The 16,866-nt window shown below is 63.5% G+C and carries 13 protein-coding genes; 4 read left to right on the top strand and 9 right to left on the bottom strand.

Going from position 1 to position 16,866, the window contains the following annotated elements; translation table 11 throughout:
• Both PXK07_RS01025 and PXK07_RS01020 read left to right on the top strand, forming a co-directional pair.
• A complete protein-coding gene (locus tag PXK07_RS01025) occupies positions 1 to 2,358 on the top strand; it encodes an amidase (RefSeq protein ID WP_274846322.1) in 2,358 nt (785 codons plus the stop codon).
• A 12-nt stretch (positions 2,359 to 2,370) separates the two neighbouring features.
• Positions 2,371 to 4,119, top strand: coding sequence for an AMP-binding protein (locus tag PXK07_RS01020; RefSeq protein ID WP_274846321.1), 1,749 nt, complete (start codon positions 2,371 to 2,373; stop codon positions 4,117 to 4,119).
• Between the two features lie 43 nt (positions 4,120 to 4,162).
• Here PXK07_RS01020 and PXK07_RS01015 read toward each other — a convergent pair whose 3' ends face one another.
• The 7 genes from PXK07_RS01015 to PXK07_RS00985 all read right to left on the bottom strand — a co-directional run bounded on the left by PXK07_RS01015 (position 4,163) and on the right by PXK07_RS00985 (position 13,134).
• Positions 4,163 to 4,747: a nucleotidyltransferase family protein gene (locus PXK07_RS01015; protein WP_274846320.1), complete on the bottom strand. Its 585-nt coding sequence runs from the start codon at positions 4,745 to 4,747 to the stop codon at positions 4,163 to 4,165.
• A gap of 132 nt (positions 4,748 to 4,879) precedes the next feature.
• Entirely contained in the window at positions 4,880 to 7,297 is a 2,418-nt protein-coding gene (locus PXK07_RS01010) for a GcvT family protein (protein WP_274846319.1), read from the bottom strand.
• Positions 7,298 to 7,408: 111 nt separating this feature from the next.
• Complete coding sequence (locus PXK07_RS01005; protein WP_274846318.1) at positions 7,409 to 9,031, bottom strand: hypothetical protein; 1,623 nt, start codon at positions 9,029 to 9,031, stop codon at positions 7,409 to 7,411.
• 46 nt (positions 9,032 to 9,077) lie between these two features.
• The gene (locus PXK07_RS01000; RefSeq protein ID WP_274846317.1) at positions 9,078 to 10,388 is read right to left on the bottom strand and encodes an HlyC/CorC family transporter; all 1,311 of its coding nucleotides are present in this window, start codon (positions 10,386 to 10,388) and stop codon (positions 9,078 to 9,080) included.
• Between the two features lie 95 nt (positions 10,389 to 10,483).
• The gene (locus PXK07_RS00995; RefSeq protein WP_274846316.1) at positions 10,484 to 11,443 is read right to left on the bottom strand and encodes a site-specific tyrosine recombinase XerD; all 960 of its coding nucleotides are present in this window, start codon (positions 11,441 to 11,443) and stop codon (positions 10,484 to 10,486) included.
• Between the two features lies 1 nt (position 11,444).
• The gene (locus PXK07_RS00990) at positions 11,445 to 12,995 is read right to left on the bottom strand and encodes a hypothetical protein (protein WP_446728336.1); all 1,551 of its coding nucleotides are present in this window, start codon (positions 12,993 to 12,995) and stop codon (positions 11,445 to 11,447) included.
• Positions 12,985 to 13,134, bottom strand: a complete 150-nt coding sequence (locus PXK07_RS00985) for a hypothetical protein (RefSeq protein ID WP_274846314.1) — start codon at positions 13,132 to 13,134, stop codon at positions 12,985 to 12,987. The genes PXK07_RS00990 and PXK07_RS00985 overlap by 11 nt, the downstream gene beginning before the upstream one ends.
• An 81-nt stretch (positions 13,135 to 13,215) precedes the next feature.
• Here PXK07_RS00985 and PXK07_RS00980 point away from each other — a divergent pair, with 81 nt between their 5' ends.
• Positions 13,216 to 13,806, top strand: a complete 591-nt coding sequence (locus PXK07_RS00980) for a shikimate kinase (RefSeq protein WP_274846313.1) — start codon at positions 13,216 to 13,218, stop codon at positions 13,804 to 13,806.
• Complete coding sequence (aroB, locus tag PXK07_RS00975; protein ID WP_274846312.1) at positions 13,806 to 14,930, top strand: 3-dehydroquinate synthase; 1,125 nt, start codon at positions 13,806 to 13,808, stop codon at positions 14,928 to 14,930. Before PXK07_RS00980 ends, aroB begins: the two co-directional genes overlap by 1 nt.
• Positions 14,931 to 14,951: 21 nt before the next feature.
• Here the strand turns inward: aroB and PXK07_RS00970 are convergent, their stop codons facing one another.
• Together PXK07_RS00970 and ssb are read right to left on the bottom strand one after the other, a co-directional pair.
• Positions 14,952 to 16,031 (bottom strand): site-2 protease family protein, encoded by a 1,080-nt coding sequence (locus PXK07_RS00970; protein WP_274846311.1) that lies wholly within the window; start codon positions 16,029 to 16,031, stop codon positions 14,952 to 14,954.
• 33 nt (positions 16,032 to 16,064) lie between these two features.
• The gene (ssb, locus tag PXK07_RS00965) at positions 16,065 to 16,577 is read right to left on the bottom strand and encodes a single-stranded DNA-binding protein (protein ID WP_274846310.1); all 513 of its coding nucleotides are present in this window, start codon (positions 16,575 to 16,577) and stop codon (positions 16,065 to 16,067) included.
• Positions 16,578 to 16,866 lie beyond the last annotated feature (289 nt).

Below are 16,866 nucleotides of genomic sequence, written 5' to 3'. Positions count from 1 at the left end.
ATGCGCGACGACGAACCCGAAATTCTTGCCGTCAAAGGCCTCTCAGGCGGATACGGAAAGGTGCCGATCCTGCACGGGATCGAATTCGCTGTTGCCGTAAATGAAGTCGTCGGGATCCTCGGCCATAATGGCATGGGGAAAACCACGCTGTTGAAGACCTTGATGGGGTTCCTGCCCGCCGGGTCCGGCACGATCAGGTTTCACGCGAGTGACATCACCGGCATGCCTCTCTTCGAGCGAGCCGGGCTTGGTCTGGGCTATGTGCCGCAGGGCAGGGGCATCTTCCCGCAGTTGTCCGTGCGCGACAATCTGCGCTTCGCCTGGCACGAGTACGCCGGAGCCTCCGAGCACGATGTCATGGAAAGCGTGCTGTCGGATTTTCCGCGCCTGCGCCCGCTCATGGACCGCGAAGGCGGCGCGCTTTCTGGTGGGGAGCAGCAATTGTTGGCGCTGGCCCGCTGCCTGATGGGAGATCCGGATTTCCTGCTGTTGGATGAGCCGACCGAAGGCATCCAGCCCTCGATCATCGAGGAAATGGGCGAAACACTGCTTACCCTGCGCCAAAACCGCGGGCTTTCGATCCTGCTGGTCGAGCAGAATTTCGACTTCATTTCAGACCTTTCGGACCGGGTGCTTGTCCTTGAACGGGGCCGCATCACCGGAGAGTTGAGCAAGGCGGATCTTTCCGACCAGGCCAAAGTTGATCAGTTTCTTGGTTTCGGAGCGGCCCGATCAACCCGTGGTCACGGCAACCGCCCCCGGACCGACTCCGCCGCCTCACATATCCAATTGAAACCCCAGGCAATGCCCGCGATTGAACCGGCTGCCGCAAGCGTGGTGACGAACATGACAATAAAACGACCGACACTGGCGCAGATGCGCGATATGGCCAGCCGGTTCGGGATGAGCCTTTCGGATGAGGATCTGGAAGAATACCGCGAGATCATCGAACCCTACATGCAGGCCTATGATCGCTTGGACGCGATGCCGGACTACCTCCCTGAGGTGCGCTACCCGCGCAGTCCCGGTCATTTCCCGAACCAGACCGAAAATCCTCTGAACGCCTGGTATGTCAAAACCGAAGTGCGCGGCGCGCCGGATGGTAAGCTGCGCGGCAAACGCATCGCGCTGAAGGATACCATCTGCCTGGCCGGCGTGCCGATGATGAATGGCTCGTCCATCATGGAAGGCTACACGCCAGAGATCGACGCCACCATCGTGACGCGCATGTTGGATGCCGGGGCGGTCATTGTCGGCAAGGCGCATTGTGAAAACTTCTGCCTGTCGGGGGGATCGCATACAAATGCCAAGGGGCAGATCCACAACCCCTGGAAGCGGGGATATATGGCGGGCGGCTCCTCGGGGGGCTCGGCTGCCTTGGTGGCCGCCGGAGAGGTCGATATGGCCATCGCCGGGGATCAGGGCGGCTCGATCCGCATCCCGGCTTCGAATTGCGGTGTCTACGGGATGAAACCCACGCATGGGCTTGTGCCATACACGGGCGCGATGCCGATCGAACAGACCATCGATCACCTTGGCCCCGTGACTAACACCGTGGCCGACAATGCCTTGCTCTTGGAGGTTCTGGCCGGTGCGGATGGTCTGGATCCGCGCCAGTGCAAGCCCACCGTCTACAGCTATACCGAGGCGCTCGGGCGCGGTGTGCAAGGGCTGCGCATCGGCATTCTCGAGGAAGGATTTGCCCACGAGAATTCGGAATTCGACGTGGATACCAAGGTCATGCAGGCCGCCGAGCGGTTCCGGGAGCTGGGTGCGCGTGTCGAGGAAGTGTCCATCCCCGAGCATCACACGGCCATGGATGCCTGGACCGCGATCACGCTAGAGGGGCTTCAGGACGGCATGATGTGGGGCAATTCCACCGGCACCAACTACAAGGGGCTGTTCCTGCCCTCGATGACCGATCACATGGCGCAATGGCAGGGGCGCGCGGATGAGTTGAGCCATTCGCTGAAGGCCTGCATGTTCGTGGGAGAGCATTTTCAACGGCAGTACCGGGGTCGCTTCTATGGCAAGGCCCAGAACATCATGCGGCTGTGCAACGAACGCTACATGGCGGCGCTCAAGCGGTACGATCTCCTGCTGATGCCGACCCTGCCGATCAAGCCGCAACCCCATCCGCCGGCCGATTGTTCGCTCAGCCTCTATGTGCAGCGGGCCTTTGAAATGGTTCCCAACACCGCGCCCTTCAACGGCGGCCTGCCTGCCATGAGCATCCCCTGCGGGCTGAGCGAAGGGCTGCCCATCGGCATGATGCTGGTCGGACCACACTATGGCGAGATGAAGATCTACCAGGCGGCGGATGCATTCGAACAATCGGGCGATTGGCGAAACATGTAAGGGAGGATCGACATGTCAATCCTGAGTGAAAGCCAGGCGGCGCGCATATCCGATTGGGATTTCAGGACCGAAACCTTGGTCGGCACGACCGCCCCGCAAGACGGCCAGTCCTATGTCCAGGGACCGTTACAGCCGTCATTGGCCTATATCACCATACCGCAGCTGTTGCGCGAAGCGGTGTCGCGATTTGGCCCGAGGGAGGCTGCGATTTTTCCCGAACAGGACCTTCGGCTGAGCTATTATGATCTGGACCGCGCCGTGGACGAGCTGGCCTCCGGGTTGTTGGCGCTTGGCCTGGAAAAGGGGGATCGCGTCGGGATCTGGTCGCCCAACCGGTTCGAATGGGTGCTCACCCAGTTTGCCACCGCACGCGTCGGGCTTGTGCTGGTCAACATCAACCCGGCGTACCGGCTGGGCGAGCTGGAATACGCATTGAACAAGGTCGCCTGCAGGGCTGTGATCGCGGCCAAGTCCTTCAAGAGCTCCGATTACGCAGGCATGATCCGGCAACTGGCCCCGGAACTGGACTCATGCGAGCCGGGGCGCCTTCAGTCTGCAAGACTGCGCCATTTGCGCAGTGTCATCCTGATGGATGATCACCCCGGCCCCGGTGCCTATTCCTTTGCCGAGCTCAGGAAACTTGGTGGCCCGGCCCAGCAACTGCGGATTTCCGAGATCGACAGGACCCTCGACCCCGATGACGCCATCAATATCCAGTTCACCTCCGGCACGACGGGGATGCCCAAGGGCGCAACGCTGTCTCATTACAACATCGTCAACAATGCCCGCTTTGTGACGGACCGTATCAACCTGAGCGAGACGGACCGGTTGGCAATCCCGGTGCCGCTCTATCACTGTTTCGGCATGGTGATGGGGGTGCTGGGCGCGGTCAGCAAGGGGGCGGCCATGGTCTTTCCCGGCGAAGGCTTCGATGCGGCCCAGACGCTTGATGTGCTGGCCAAGGAGCGCTGCACCGCTGTTTACGGGGTGCCGACCATGTTTGTGGCGATGCTGGAAAACCTTGAAGACAGCCCGCGCGATCTTTCCAACCTGCGCACCGGCATCATGGCGGGCGCCCCCTGTCCGGTAGAGGTCATGCAGCGCGTCAATACACAGATGAACATGAAGGAGGTCACCATCTGCTACGGGATGACGGAAACCTCGCCGGTGTCCTTCCAGAGCTTCGTGGATGATCCCACCGGCAAACGCTGTGAAACGGTTGGCCGGGTTCACCCGCATCTTGAAGTGAAGATCATCGGCGCGGACGGACATGTCGTGCCGGTCGGGACACAGGGTGAGCTGTGCACCCGTGGCTATTCGGTCATGAAGGGCTATTGGGAGGATCCGGAGAAAACCGCCGAGAGCATCGTGGATGGATGGATGCATACCGGAGATCTTGCGGTGTTCGATCAGGACGGATTCTGCTCCATTGTCGGGCGGGTCAAGGACATGATTATCCGGGGCGGCGAAAACATCTACCCGCGCGAGATCGAGGAATACCTGATGCGACACCCCGGTGTCAGCGATGTCCAGGTCTTTGGCATCCCCGACGAGAGGTTCGGCGAGGAAGTCTGCGCCTGGGCGATCGCAAAGCCGGGCATGGATCTGAGCGAAGAGGAGCTGCGTGCGGTGTTGCAGGGCCAGATCGCGCATTTCAAGATACCGCGGCACATCCGGATCGTGGATGAGCTGCCAATGACCATCACAGGTAAACCACAGAAGTTTGTGATGCGGGCCAGAATGATCGACATGCTTGGATAGCGGCTGTTTGCCTTTCTGCGGATGGGGCCTTGCCCGGGCAGGCTCAGCCGCGTGCGGCGCGCCAGGCGGCCCAGGCTTCGGGCGTGTCGAGATCGGTGATCGCATGGCGCGCGGGCAGGGAGACATATTGCACCTTGTCCCGTTTTAACAGCGGGCGCGCCCCTTGATCGCCTGAAATCTCGCAAAGGTCGGCAAAGCAGCGCTTTGGAAACAGCACCGGGTGACCTGCCTGACCGTCCTCGGATGTGGCCCGCAGAATCGGGCCGTCCCCGCCGTGAAAATGTGCCGCCACATGCATCAGATCCTGGGTTTCCACCTCGGGCATGTCGGCAGGCAGGATCATCACGCCTTCGGTGCCCGCGGGCAGCGCGGCGATGCCACGCCGGATGGAGGCGGCCATGCCTTCATCGGCGTCGGGCACCGGCACCGTGGTCGCCGTGCCAGTCAGGCCGGTGCGGGGATGCGCATCACTTGGCACCGTGACATAGACCGGCAACCCGGTCAGTGCCCCGCGGCGGCACATCAGGGACAAGAGCGGCTGGCCATCAACCTCTTCGGTCAGCTTGTCGCGCCCGCCCATGCGGGACGAGGCACCGGCTGCCAGCAGCAGGATCGCGATATGTGACATGGATCTTTCCCCGTCAGATGGCAGGTGTTCACCATCTGGCGGGATCTTGGGCGAAGGACCGGGCCAAGGCCAGCGTTTTTTCGCCGCAGGCGATGCCCCTGCAGGTTTGGCGGGGACATCCGGTTCAAGGGACTAGCCGCGCATGCGGGCGCCATCCGCGTCGAACAGGGGCGTGGTGATCAGCCGGGCCTTGTGCATCTTGCCGAGGATCTCGATCTCGACCTCCAGATCCTCTGCCACCCTGCCGGTGGGCAGAAACCCTTGCGCGATGGATTTCCGCGCATGGTGCGAATAGCCGCCCGAGGTGCAGAAGCCGACCACAGTGCCATCCAGCCAGATCGGCTCATAGGCGGTGACATCGGCATCATCGGCGTCGACCTCAAAGGCGCAGAGCCTGCGGGACGGGCCAGCATCCCGTTCTGCCTCGGCAGCGGCACGACCAATGAAATCCGCGTCCTTCTTGAAGGAGATGAAGCGATCCAGGCCGGTCTCGGCAGCGGTGTAATCGGGGGAGAACTCCCTGAGCCAGGCGCCGAAGAACTTGTCGAGCCGCAGCGACATCATCGCCCGCATGCCGAAGGGTTTCATGCCATGGGGCTGACCCGCCTCCCACAGCACGTTCCACAGCGCGCGCTGGCTGGGCAGGTCGCAGTAGATCTCGTAACCCAGATCGCCGGTGTAGCTGACCCGCTGCACGATGCAGTCGGCCATGCCGACGGTCATCGGCCGCACGTCCAGGAACTTCATGTCCGAGATATCCTGCCGGGTGCAGGCCTGCAGCACCTCGCGCGCCTTCGGACCTGCGATCTGGAAGCCGTTCACCCTGTCCGAGATATTCTCGACCGTGACGCCATCCTCTGCGTTCTGCTGGAACCAGCGCATGTGATAGGCCTGCGCCCCATAAGAGGCGGTCAACTGGTAGCTCTCCTCGCTGAGGCAGGAGATGGTGAAATCTCCGATCAGGCGCCCCTTGTGGGACAGCATCGGTGTCAGGCTGATGCGCCCGGGTTGCGGTACACGGCCTGCCATGATCCGATCCAGCCATGCGCGGGCATTGGGGCCGGTGACGCGGTATTTCCCGAAATTATGCACCTCGTTGATGCCAACCGCCTCGCGCACAGCCTTTACTTCGCGCGCTGTGGCGTCGAATGCGTTGGAGCGGCGGAAGGAGGGGGTCTCGTAGCGCGGCTCATCCCCTTCAGCGAAGTAGTTCACCACTTCCATTCCGTATTGCTGGCCCCAGACCGCGCCCATCCCGTCAAAAATGTCGTACATCGGTGTGGTGCGGAAGGGGCGCGCGGCCGGCAGCTCCTCGTTCGGGTAGGAGACCGAGAAGCGCGTCTGGTAGTTCTCCACCACCTTGGGGCGGGTATAACCCGGCGTGATCCAGTCGCCGAAACGGGCGCAGTCCATGGCGAAGGTGTCGCGCTCGCATTCGCCTTCGACCATCCATTGCGCCAGCATCAAGCCGACGCCGCCGCCCTGGCTGAAGCCTGCCATCACAGCACAAGCCGACCAGTAGTTGCGCATGCCCGGCACCGGTCCGACCAAGGGGTTGCCATCCGGGGCAAAGGTGAAGGGGCCGTGGATCACCGATTTCACCCCGGCGCGCTCCAGCGCGGGGAAGCGGCGATAGGCAAAGGCGATACTGTCCTCGATCTTGTCGAAATCATCCGGCAGCAGCTCGTGGCCGAATGTCCAGGGCGTGCCATCCACCGCCCAGGGTTTGCAGGGCTGTTCGTAGAACCCGATGCAGAGGCCGCGACCTTCCTGGCGCAGGTAGCTTTCGCCGGCGGGATCCATCACGTGTGGGTGTTCGCCGCCCGCATCGATGATGGCGGCGATTTCCGGCACCTCGTCGGTGACGATATACTGGTGCTCCATCGGGTGCAGCGGGAAGTAGACCCCGGCCATGGCGCCCACCTCGCGCGCCCAAAGCCCACCTGCGTTGACCACATGTTCGGCGTGGATGGTGCCCTTCTCGGTGACCACATCCCAGGTGCCATCGGGGCGCTGGTTGGTCTCGATGACCTTGCAATGGGTTTCGATACTGGCGCCGCCCATGCGCGCGGCCTTGGCATAGGCGTGGGTGGTGCCCGAAGGATCAAGGTGACCGTCCAGAGGATCATAAAGCGCGCCCAGGATACCGTCGGTATTGGTGATTTCCGACAGTTTCTTCACCTCTTCGGGGCCGATGATATCGGTTTCCAGCCCCATGAAGCGATGCTTGGCCCGCTCGGCTTTCAGCATGTCGAAACGTTCCTGGTTGTCGGCCAGGGTGATGCCGCCCACATGGTGCAGCCCGCAGGACATGCCGGTGATCTCTTCCAACTCGCGGTAGAGCTTGATCGTATAGCCCTGCAGCGCCGCCATATTGGTGTCGCCGTTGAGCGTGTGAAAGCCGCCCGCCGCATGCCAGGTAGAGCCCGAGGTCAGCTCGGACCGTTCGATCAGCATGACATCGGACCACCCCAGCTTGGTCAGGTGGTAGAGGACCGAACAGCCGACGACGCCGCCGCCGATGACCGCGACACGGGTTGTGGTTTGCATGACATTGCTCCCTGGCATTTCGCTTTGACCCCATTCTGGACAGAAGTGCACAGTAATCCAGTGGAAAAGCGACACCCCATGTCGCGGACAGGTCGCATGCGCAGTGGGCGATCAGTCTTCGGTGCGGAAGCGGCTGTTCTGAACGATCACGATTGCCAGCAGTGGCATCACCAGCGTCAGCACCGTGACGGTGATCAGGAGCGGCCCCAGCTGGCTGTAATCGGCTCCGGTGGTGACTGTACCGCTGGCGTCCTTCACCTCGCGCGTCACCACGAAGATCTGGTTGAGATATTTGGTCCCCAGGCTGGAGGCCGAAAGCGCCAGATTGGTGAAGGAGGCCATCACCGCAAAGAAGGTCGCCTTCAGGCCCGAAGGCGCGTTGCGCGCGATCCAGGCCAGCATCGGGATCATGGAAACCTGCCCCAGCGGCGATTCCACGGCCGTGTCCACCAGGGCGATAAAACGGGCATCGACGACACCATTCGTCATCGCTGCGGTCCATTCGTGTACCCCGTAGTAAAGCGCCAGATTGGGCAGGCTGAGGATGGCTTCGCTGATGGTCAGGAAGATCACGATCCAGGTGATCGAGTTGTTGGCCATCATTGGGCGCAGCACGATCATGCCCACGAGCGTCAGCAGCGAGGCGATCAGCGACAGCACCGAAAAGAACTGCGGATCGAAGCCCAGGACGTCGATCTCGAACCAGCCGGTGCCGGGGCCGCTCAGGGGTTTGGCGCGGTAGACGAAGATGATGATGGCGGTGCCGATCAGCGCGCGCGCCTGCGCCGGTGTCAGCACGGCAATCAACTGCCGCATCAGCACAAGCACGATGGCCATGGATCCGGCAAAGATCACCTCTTGCCCGTAGGCAAGATCACTGAGCCCGACACTGAGCGACAAGGCCACGAAGGCACCGCCACCGATGAAATACCACCAGTTCACCTCCACCGGATCCCGCGGCGGGTCCAGCCGCTGGCGGATCTCAGCCTGTGCCAATCCTTCACGGCGCAACGCCCTTGTTCGGCGCAATCGCTGCACAAGGGCCAGCGCCACGCCCGAGAGTGACAAGACCGGGACCAGCAGCGCCAGCATGTAGACATGGGCATAAAGCGCGCCTTTGTCGGCCTGGGGCAGCGCCTCGGCACCATCAAACAGCAGCACGTTGAAGGCCGCCGCCGCGCTGGATCCGCCGATCAGGGCCATGCGACCCAGGGTCTGCATGGTGGTATGGAGCGCGCGGGTCTCTTCCGCGGGCAGCTCGGCGCCGCTGCGATCCCGGTGCGGGACGGCCTCGACCGACATGGCATCGGCGACCACGTCCTGCAGTACGAAGCCGCAGGGCGCCAGGATGATTGCGGTCACATACCAGGCATTGACCGGCATCAGCGCCTGCATCATCTGCGGCAGGGTCAGAAGGGCGACAATGATGGCATAGCTGAGCGCCATCAGTGCAGCTCCCAGCAGGATCAGCAGGTATTTCCATCGCCAGATCAGATCGACGAGATGGCCGATCGGCATCTTCAGCGCCCAAGGGATCCCCACCCAGAACCCAAGCCCCGCCAGGAAAGCAGCAGGCAGGTCCAGGTATTCCTTGACGTAAAAGGCCCCCGCGACCGAGGTGATGCCCTGCGCGCCATAGGCGAAATAGATCAGGAGCGGCGGCAGGAAGGACCAGCGCATCTGCCGGGACAGATCCACCACAATGCTGTCGATCCATCGCCAGGCGCGGGTCATCCGTTCACTGTCCTCTCGCCGCTCTGATGTCCGTCTACGCCCCGGTTCATGCCAGCGGCCGGATCTTGAGACCGGTAAGCCGGTTGCCTTCGCGTGCCGTGACCTCAAAGCGGAAACCGTGGAAGGAGAAGACCTGGCCCACGGTCGGGATCATCTGCGCCTCGTGGATCACCAGGCCCGCGATGGTGTTGGCCTCCTCGTCGGGCAGGTTCCAGTCCGTTGCCCGGTTGAGGTCGCGGATGGTGGTGGCGCCATCGACCAGGAAATGACCGTCCTGGGTCTTCTTGGCGGGGGATTGCTCGGCCGGGTCGAATTCATCGGTGATCTCGCCGACGATCTCTTCCAGGATATCCTCAAGCGTGATCAGCCCCTGCAGGGCGCCGTATTCGTCGACCACCAGGGCAAAATGGCTGCGCATGCGCAGGAACTGCCGCATCTGCTCGTCCAATGTGGTGGTTTCCGGCACGAAATAGGGCGGCTTGGCCACCGAGGTGATCTGGAAATCGCGCAAGGCCGCCGCATCGCCGTCCGGCCCACCGATCTGAGCATACATGGTGCGCAACAGATCCTTGGCATGAACCACACCGATGATGTTTTCCTGCTCGTCCTTGAAGACGGGCAGGCGGGTATGGGGCGAGGTCAGGCATTGCTCCAGGATGGCTTGCGGGTCGGTATTGGCATCGATCATCTCGATGTTGGAGCGATGCAGCATGATCTCTTCGACAAAACGGTCCGACAGATCCAGCGCGCCCAGGATCCGGTCCCGGTCTTCCTTTTCCACCACCCCTTCAGAATGGCCAAGGTGCAGGGCACCGGCGATCTCTTCACGCACGGCCATGATGTGGCTGTTGGGGTCGATGCGCACGCCAAAGATACGCAGCACACCGCGCACCAATAGGCGCACCGCACCCACGACGGGGGCAAGCACCGTCACCAGAACGCCAATCACAGGGGCCACGGCAGAGGCGGCTTTTTCGGCGTTGGAAATGGCATAGGTCTTGGGCAGAACCTCGGCAAAGACCAGCACCAGAAGCGTCATGACCAATGTCGCCAGCGCCACGCCGCTTTCGCCAAGGGCACGGGTGAACAGCGCCGTGGCGAGAGAGGTCGCCAGAATGTTCACCAGGTTGTTGCCCAAGAGCACCGAGCCGATCAGCCGCTCGTTGTCTTCGGTGACGGCCAGCGCACGCTGCGCGCCGTGGGATCCCTTGTCGGCCTGGCTGCGCAGCTTCCCGCGCGAGGCTGCAGTCAGCGCCGTTTCGGAGCCGGAGAAGAACCCGGACAGGACCAGCAGCAGTACGATGGAGCCGGCGGTGAACCAGAAGGCACTGTCCAGCGTGAAGGGATCGGTTTCCATGTCAGGTTCCGTTTATCTAAGTGTCGTTTCGGTTATGGGGTGCCGACCGGTTTCGTTCAAGGGGGCGGGGCGCCAGTTGCGGTCGGGACCCTGCACTAGTCCTGATCCAGGCCGACCGGGCTTCGTGCAAGGGGGTGATGATCCAGGACCAATTCGCGGAGCCGGGCATCCAGCACATGGGTATAGATCTCGGTGGTTGCGATATCCGCATGTCCCAGAAGCGCCTGTATGGCGCGCAGGTCGGCACCATTGGCCAACAGGTGCGTGGCAAAGGCATGGCGCAGCGTGTGAGGGGTCACCTTGTCGGGTGCCACGCCGCCGGTGACGGCCAACTCCTTGATCAGCAGGTAGAACCGGTGCCGGGTCAGGTGGCCTGCCTTGCTGCGGGAGGGGAACAGGAAGCGCGACGGGCTGTGGCCCTTGGCTTCGGCGTCATCTTCTGCGGCGTCGCGTGCCTTCAGCCAGGCGGCCAGCGCATCGCGCGCCGGGGGCGACAGCGGCACCATGCGCTCCTTGCCGCCCTTGCCAAGCACCAAAAGCATGCGGGGATCGCCACGGGCGGCAGAGACCGGCAGCGAGACCAGCTCGCTCACCCGCATGCCGGTGGCATAGAGCAGCTCCATCAGGCAGGTGTTGCGCAAGCGATCCGCTGGCGTGCGGCCGGTCTGGCGCGCCGCATCCAGCAGGCGGTCGACTTCGATGACCTCCAGCGTCTTCGGCAGCGCCTTGCTGCGACCGGGCCCCTTGATCTGGATGGCCGGGTTGTCGTCGCGCCAGCCCTCCTCGAAGGCGAAGCGGAAGATCTGGCGGATCGCCGACAGGCGGCGGGCGCGGGTGGCGCGGGACAGGCCTTCGGCGTCACAGGTCACCAGGTAGGATTCGACCTGCTCCTGGGTCAGGCTGGCAAAGCCGGTGTCGCGCCGCTGCATCCACGCGGCCAGGTCCTTCAGGTCGCGCCCATAGGCCAACAGCGTATTGCGCGCGGCCCCCAGATCCGCCGCCTGCGCATCCAGAAACGTGGCGATCCAGGTCAGGTCATCCGGCGGGGCAGGCATGTCAGTGCCGCTCCAGCAGCATCAACTGCAAGGCGGCCCGGCGCGCGCTGTCTTCAAGCCCCAGGGTGCGAAAGGAGATCAGCGCGGCGGTCAGATCGCCAAGATTGCCCTCGGCCCCATGGGCAAAGAGGATCATGCTGCGAAGGATCGCCTCGCCCAGATGACCGGCATCCAAATGGTGGCGCAGCGACAGGGGCGCAATGGCCTGCTCCTGAAATCCGGCCGCGATTGCACGGGCCAGGTCCGACGGGGCCTGCTCCTGATCGGGGCGCCCCTGGGCAAGTGCCGCAAGAAACCGGTTCTCGGCGCTGTCGGACGGGGGCGTGCGGGCGGCCAGCTCATAGCTGGGCGCAAGCAGTCTTATGTGCCAGGCCCGTTCCGCCGCAGGGCCTTGCAGGCGGGTGCGGGACAGGTCGGCGGCAAAGAGATCGGCAAAGGCGACCTCGGTCCGAGAGTGTCTTGCCGCGGTCCAGGCCGCCTCTAGAGCCTTGCTCAGCGCGGTGCCAGTGGCGGGCGGCTGGCCATTGCCGCCCCGCAGGGCGGTCTCGAACTCCTGCAAGGCACGGACCCGGTCCCAAATCCCGCCCGAAGCGGCAGGTCTACGGGCGGTGAAAAGGCCCAGCAACTGGTTGGGGTTCAAGGCACCGATCCGGGTCAGGCGTTCTGCCGCTTCCAGCTGCGCCTTCCAGCCGGCGATATCCCGCAGGTCCGCAGCGGCAAAGACGCGCGCAAGCGGTGCCGTTGGAAGCCGTTCCCCGATGGCTTCGAACAGCCGGAAGGTCAGCGGATCCGGGGCGGCGGGCGCGGGCAGGAGCGGCGCCCCTTCAAAGATGTCCGGATTCAGAAACCGGTCCAGCACCGCAAGGCGCTCGGCTGGCAACAGCTCCAGCGCATGGGCGGATTCCAGCATCAGGGCGGCGGTTGGCCAATCCCCGCGTCGTGCAGCGCAGAACACGCGGGCGCCGTAGTCGGGCGCAAGATAGGGGCTGGCGGTCAGGGCAGCGCAGGCGCGATCCTCATCTCCGCTCAGCAGTGTTGCATCGAACCAGCGGGCAAATCGCGACGGGTTTTCCGTCGGCCCGGCCTGCTCTGCCAGGGCCTGGGCGGGGTCAATCGCACCAAGATCCATGAGCCGGTCAAGGCGCGCCAGCAAAATGGCGTCATCGCCGCCGGGCACGGGTCGGCTTTCGGACAGCAGCAGCGTAAACAGCAGTGATTGCATGGCGGGGCTGTTGCGCACCGGAACCTGGTCGATCAGGTGGGCAATTTCGTGCGGGTCGCTGCCGCGCCACAGATCGACCGGCAGGCCGGTGGCAGAGGGGGCCACCAGCCCGATGGGCGGCAGCAGGGCCTCAAGCGGGGCCACGGCGATTTCCGGCTGAGCGGCACTGCCTGCCACCGGCGGTTCCAGCAGCACGGTCTCGGGGATGGCCTGGGTGTCGGGCTGGCCCAGCCAATCGATCACGGTCAAAGGTTCTTCGGCCCGGGCCACGCCTGCAAGGAGACCCAGGCAGGCAGCCCCAGTCAGCAAGAGGTGCTGCCTAATCGGCATGCAGCACCACCGGCTTGCGAATCTCCTCGGTCGGGGCGCTGAAATCGGCGCCGAACCATGGGCCGACATAGGCATATGCCACCAGACCGATCGCGGCGAGGATGACGATGTAGAACAGATATTTGATCAAGCGCGCCATAGCGTCCCTGTTGCCTGCTTCTTTGTGTTTTGCTCAAGTTATATATGGCCTTTTTGATAATATCACGTCATTCACGGAAGAATGAGCGAAAAAGAGCAAACAGAAGAGACAGCGACGGTCGCGCCCGCTCCGGGGCGCCTCAACAAGACCGTCGTGATGGTGGGCATGATGGGTGCCGGCAAGACCGCCGTTGGGCGGGCCCTGGCCGCGCGTCTGGGGGTTCCGTTTCTCGACAGTGATCACGAGATCGAAGCCGCCGCCAATATGTCTATCCCCGAGATTTTCGCCCGCGACGGTGAGCCGTTCTTTCGCCAGAAGGAGCGCCAGGTGATTGCGCGCCTTCTGGAGGAGGAACGCGGGATCCTGTCCACGGGCGGTGGTGCCTTTCTGGCGGAAGAGAACCGCAGGCTGATTTCGCAACGGGGCGCCTCGGTCTGGCTTCAGGCGGATCTGGAGGTGCTGTGGAACCGGGTGCGCCATCGCGACACGCGGCCGCTGCTGCGCACCAAGGATCCCAAGGCAACGCTGCGCGACCTGTACGAGGCGCGGGTGCCGTTTTATGCCAAGGCCGACCTGACGGTGAAATCCGATGGCAAGGCCTCGATTGAAGAGATGGTCGATCGGGTGCTGAACGCCCTGAGGGAGCGACCGGATGTATTGGAGTGGAAGTGATGGAACGCGTGGTACATGTGCCCTTGGGGGATCGCGCCTATGATGTGGTGATCGGTCCCGGCCTGTTGCAGCAGGCGGGACAGCGGATCAAACCTCTGCTCAAACGTCCCCGGGTGGCGGTCCTGACCGATGAGACCGTCGCGGCATTGCACCTTGATACCCTGCGCGCGGGCCTGGCCGCGGAAGGCATCGAAATGGACGCCCTGGCGCTGCCGCCGGGCGAAAGCACCAAGGCCTGGCCGCAGTTCACCCGTGCGGTCGAGTGGCTGCTGGAAAAACGCGTAGAGCGCTCGGATGTCGTTGTGGCCTTTGGCGGCGGTGTGGTGGGCGACCTGGCCGGTTTCGCGGCTGCCGTGCTGCGGCGCGGGGTGCGGTTTGTGCAGATCCCGACATCGCTTCTGGCCCAGGTGGACAGCTCCGTCGGCGGTAAGACCGGCATCAATGCGCCCCAGGGCAAGAACCTGATCGGCGCCTTTCACCAGCCCTCGCTGGTCTTGGCCGATACCGAGGTTCTGGGCACGCTCACCGCCCGCGATTTCCTGGCCGGCTACGGCGAGGTGGTGAAATACGGGCTTCTGGGTGATGCGGAATTCTTCGACTGGCTGGAACAGCAGGGTCCGGCCCTGGCTGCCGGTGACATGGCCGCGCGGGTCGAAGCGGTGGCGCGCTCGGTGCAGATGAAGGCTGATATTGTGGAGCGGGACGAGACCGAACAGGGGGATCGCGCGCTGCTTAACCTGGGGCATACCTTCTGCCACGCATTCGAGGCGGCGACGGGCTATTCCGATCGGCTGCTGCATGGAGAAGGCGTGGCGATCGGCTGTGCGCTGGCGTTCGAACTGTCCTCGCGTCTGGGCCTGTGCAGCCAAGAAGACCCAAGCCGGGTGCGCGCGCATCTGAAGGCGATGGGCATGAAGGCGGATCTGGCCGATATTCCGGGCGATCTGCCGGGGGCAGAGGCGCTGTTGGACCTGATGGGGCAGGACAAGAAGGTGGTCGATGGCAAGATCAAGTTCATCCTGGCGCGCGGGATCGGCTCGGCTTTCGTGACATCGGATGTCCCGCGTGAGGCGGTCTTGTCTGTCCTGGAAGATGCCCTGGCTCTGCGCGCTGTCCCTGCCTGAAGGTTCACGTGGCCGGGGCCGTCAGCGGCCCTTGACCACCATCAGCTCGCCGATGTTTTCGGCCGTGATGTAGCCCGCAAGAGTGCCGGATTTTGTGACGACCTTCACCGCGGGGGCCCCGTGATGTAGGGCATCCAGCACGGTCTCCAGACCTGCGGTCAGCGGGACGGCTGGGATGTCGGTCTGCATGATCAGCGAGACCTGCTGCATGCGCGGCCTGTCCGTGGCCAGGGCCGAGAACAGATCGCTGCGGGTCACGAACCCCAAGGGGTGACCAGCGGGGTCCAGAACCGGAAATTCATGCTGGGTGGTGCGGATCACGGCGTTTGACGCGGTTTCCAGCGTGTCTTCGGGCGCAAGTGCTTCGAATCTGGTGATCATCGCATCGCGGGCCAGAAACTGGCGCGAGACGGCGCGCATGGCCACGTCCTGGTTTTCCGCATTGGCGGCAATGAAGACGAACCCGGCCACCAGCACCAGCACCGGATTGCCAGAGGTGAGGCCGAGATAGGCCAGGCCAATGGCGCAGATCTGCCCGGCGATGGAGGCGACGCGGGTGGCCTTCACCCGGTCCATGCCAAGGCAGAGCGCTGCGCGCAGCACCCGCCCGCCATCCATCGGAAAGGCAGGGATCAGGTTGAAGATCGCCAGGATCAGGTTCACCGCCGCAAGGCGACCAAGGAAATTCCAGATGGTGAAGGCCTGCGCCGGATCGGTCAGGCTTTCCAGCGTCCACTGACCTGCGCCGATCACCACCAGAATGGCCCAGATCGCGATATTGACCGCAGGGCCTGCAAAGGCCACCGCGATTTCATGCCAGGGGTTCGTGGGCATCCGCTCCAGCCGGGCGAGGCCGCCGATGGGCAGAAGGGTGATGTCCGGGGTGGCAATGCCATAGCGGCGCGCCATCAGCGCGTGTCCGAATTCATGCGCCAGCACGCAGGCAAAGAGCGCCAGCACGAAGGCGGTGTTCTCGATTGCGCCGGGCAGGCCCTGCTCTTGATAGGCGGAGATGCCGATCCAGGCCAGAAGCAGGAAGAAGGTGACATGGACCCTCACCTCGGAACCTAGCAGGCGACCTAGGGTGAAGGACCATGTCATGGGATCAATTCCTCAACAGAGGGGAAGGGGAGATCAGAACGGGATCTCGTCGTCGTCGATATTGTGGGAGGGGCCACCCTGGCCGCCGCCGAAGCCACCGCCGCCCTGTGGGCCGCTGTCGTAACCGCCCCCCTGCGAGCCACTGTCGTAGCCACCGCCACCATAGCCGCCGCCACCCTGGCCACCGCCTTCACCGCGGCCATCCAGCATGGTCAGGGTCGAGCCAAAGCCCTGCAGGACGACCTCGGTGGAATAGCGGTCCTGGCCGTTCTGATCCTGCCATTTACGGGTCTGCAGCTGGCCTTCGATATAGACCTTGGAGCCTTTGCGCAGGTACTGTTCGCAGACCCGCACCAGACCTTCGTTGAAGACGGCGACGCTGTGCCATTCGGTACGCTCACGGCGCTCGCCGGTGTTGCGGTCCTTCCAGGTTTCCGAGGTGGCGATGCGCAGGTTGCACACCTTGCCGCCGTTCTGAAAGGTCCGCACTTCGGGGTCGCGGCCCAGGTTGCCGATGAGGATGACTTTGTTGACTGAGCCGGCCATTTGGTCCTGTCCTTGTTCTTATCTGTGTTCTTATCCGATAGGCGCCGGGGCCGAGCCAGAGCGAATCTGACCCGGCGGCGCGTTGGCGTCACCCTACAGGCCCCCAAGCCGCGATGAAAGCAACCTTCTGGCAGGCGTCGGTGCGGATCTGTGGCATATCAATTGCTGGCCTCTCATCGGTCCTGCCGGGCGCAGATCTGCCGATCACAGCCAGATGGTTCCAATTCCCGGCAAATTGGCTATAGTCCGGCGCATAAAGAGCATGTTTTGTATAAATTGAGGCTGAGGA

Source organism: Phaeobacter sp. QD34_24 (assembly GCF_028890115.1).
In the GTDB taxonomy this organism is placed as follows: Bacteria; Pseudomonadota; Alphaproteobacteria; order Rhodobacterales; family Rhodobacteraceae; genus Phycobacter.
The sequence above is the reverse complement of the archived record's forward strand: the minus strand, read 5'-3'. Positions and strand labels throughout refer to the sequence as shown.

What these genes read in the sequence shown, in the direction of transcription:
- PXK07_RS01010 (WP_274846319.1), bottom strand. Translation starts at nt 7,297, where the DNA reads ATGCAAACCACAACCCGTGTCGCGGTCATCGGCGGCGGCGTCGTCGGC.
- ssb (WP_274846310.1), bottom strand. Translation starts at nt 16,577, where the DNA reads ATGGCCGGCTCAGTCAACAAAGTCATCCTCATCGGCAACCTGGGCCGC.
- PXK07_RS00980 (WP_274846313.1), top strand. Translation starts at nt 13,216, where the DNA reads ATGAGCGAAAAAGAGCAAACAGAAGAGACAGCGACGGTCGCGCCCGCT.
- PXK07_RS01015 (WP_274846320.1), bottom strand. Translation starts at nt 4,747, where the DNA reads ATGTCACATATCGCGATCCTGCTGCTGGCAGCCGGTGCCTCGTCCCGC.
- PXK07_RS00995 (WP_274846316.1), bottom strand. Translation starts at nt 11,443, where the DNA reads ATGCCTGCCCCGCCGGATGACCTGACCTGGATCGCCACGTTTCTGGAT.
- PXK07_RS01000 (WP_274846317.1), bottom strand. Translation starts at nt 10,388, where the DNA reads ATGGAAACCGATCCCTTCACGCTGGACAGTGCCTTCTGGTTCACCGCC.
- PXK07_RS00990 (WP_446728336.1), bottom strand. Translation starts at nt 12,995, where the DNA reads ATGCCGATTAGGCAGCACCTCTTGCTGACTGGGGCTGCCTGCCTGGGT.
- PXK07_RS01020 (WP_274846321.1), top strand. Translation starts at nt 2,371, where the DNA reads ATGTCAATCCTGAGTGAAAGCCAGGCGGCGCGCATATCCGATTGGGAT.
- PXK07_RS00985 (WP_274846314.1), bottom strand. Translation starts at nt 13,134, where the DNA reads ATGGCGCGCTTGATCAAATATCTGTTCTACATCGTCATCCTCGCCGCG.
- aroB (WP_274846312.1), top strand. Translation starts at nt 13,806, where the DNA reads ATGGAACGCGTGGTACATGTGCCCTTGGGGGATCGCGCCTATGATGTG.
- PXK07_RS01025 (WP_274846322.1), top strand. Translation starts at nt 1, where the DNA reads ATGCGCGACGACGAACCCGAAATTCTTGCCGTCAAAGGCCTCTCAGGC.
- PXK07_RS01005 (WP_274846318.1), bottom strand. Translation starts at nt 9,031, where the DNA reads ATGACCCGCGCCTGGCGATGGATCGACAGCATTGTGGTGGATCTGTCC.
- PXK07_RS00970 (WP_274846311.1), bottom strand. Translation starts at nt 16,031, where the DNA reads ATGACATGGTCCTTCACCCTAGGTCGCCTGCTAGGTTCCGAGGTGAGG.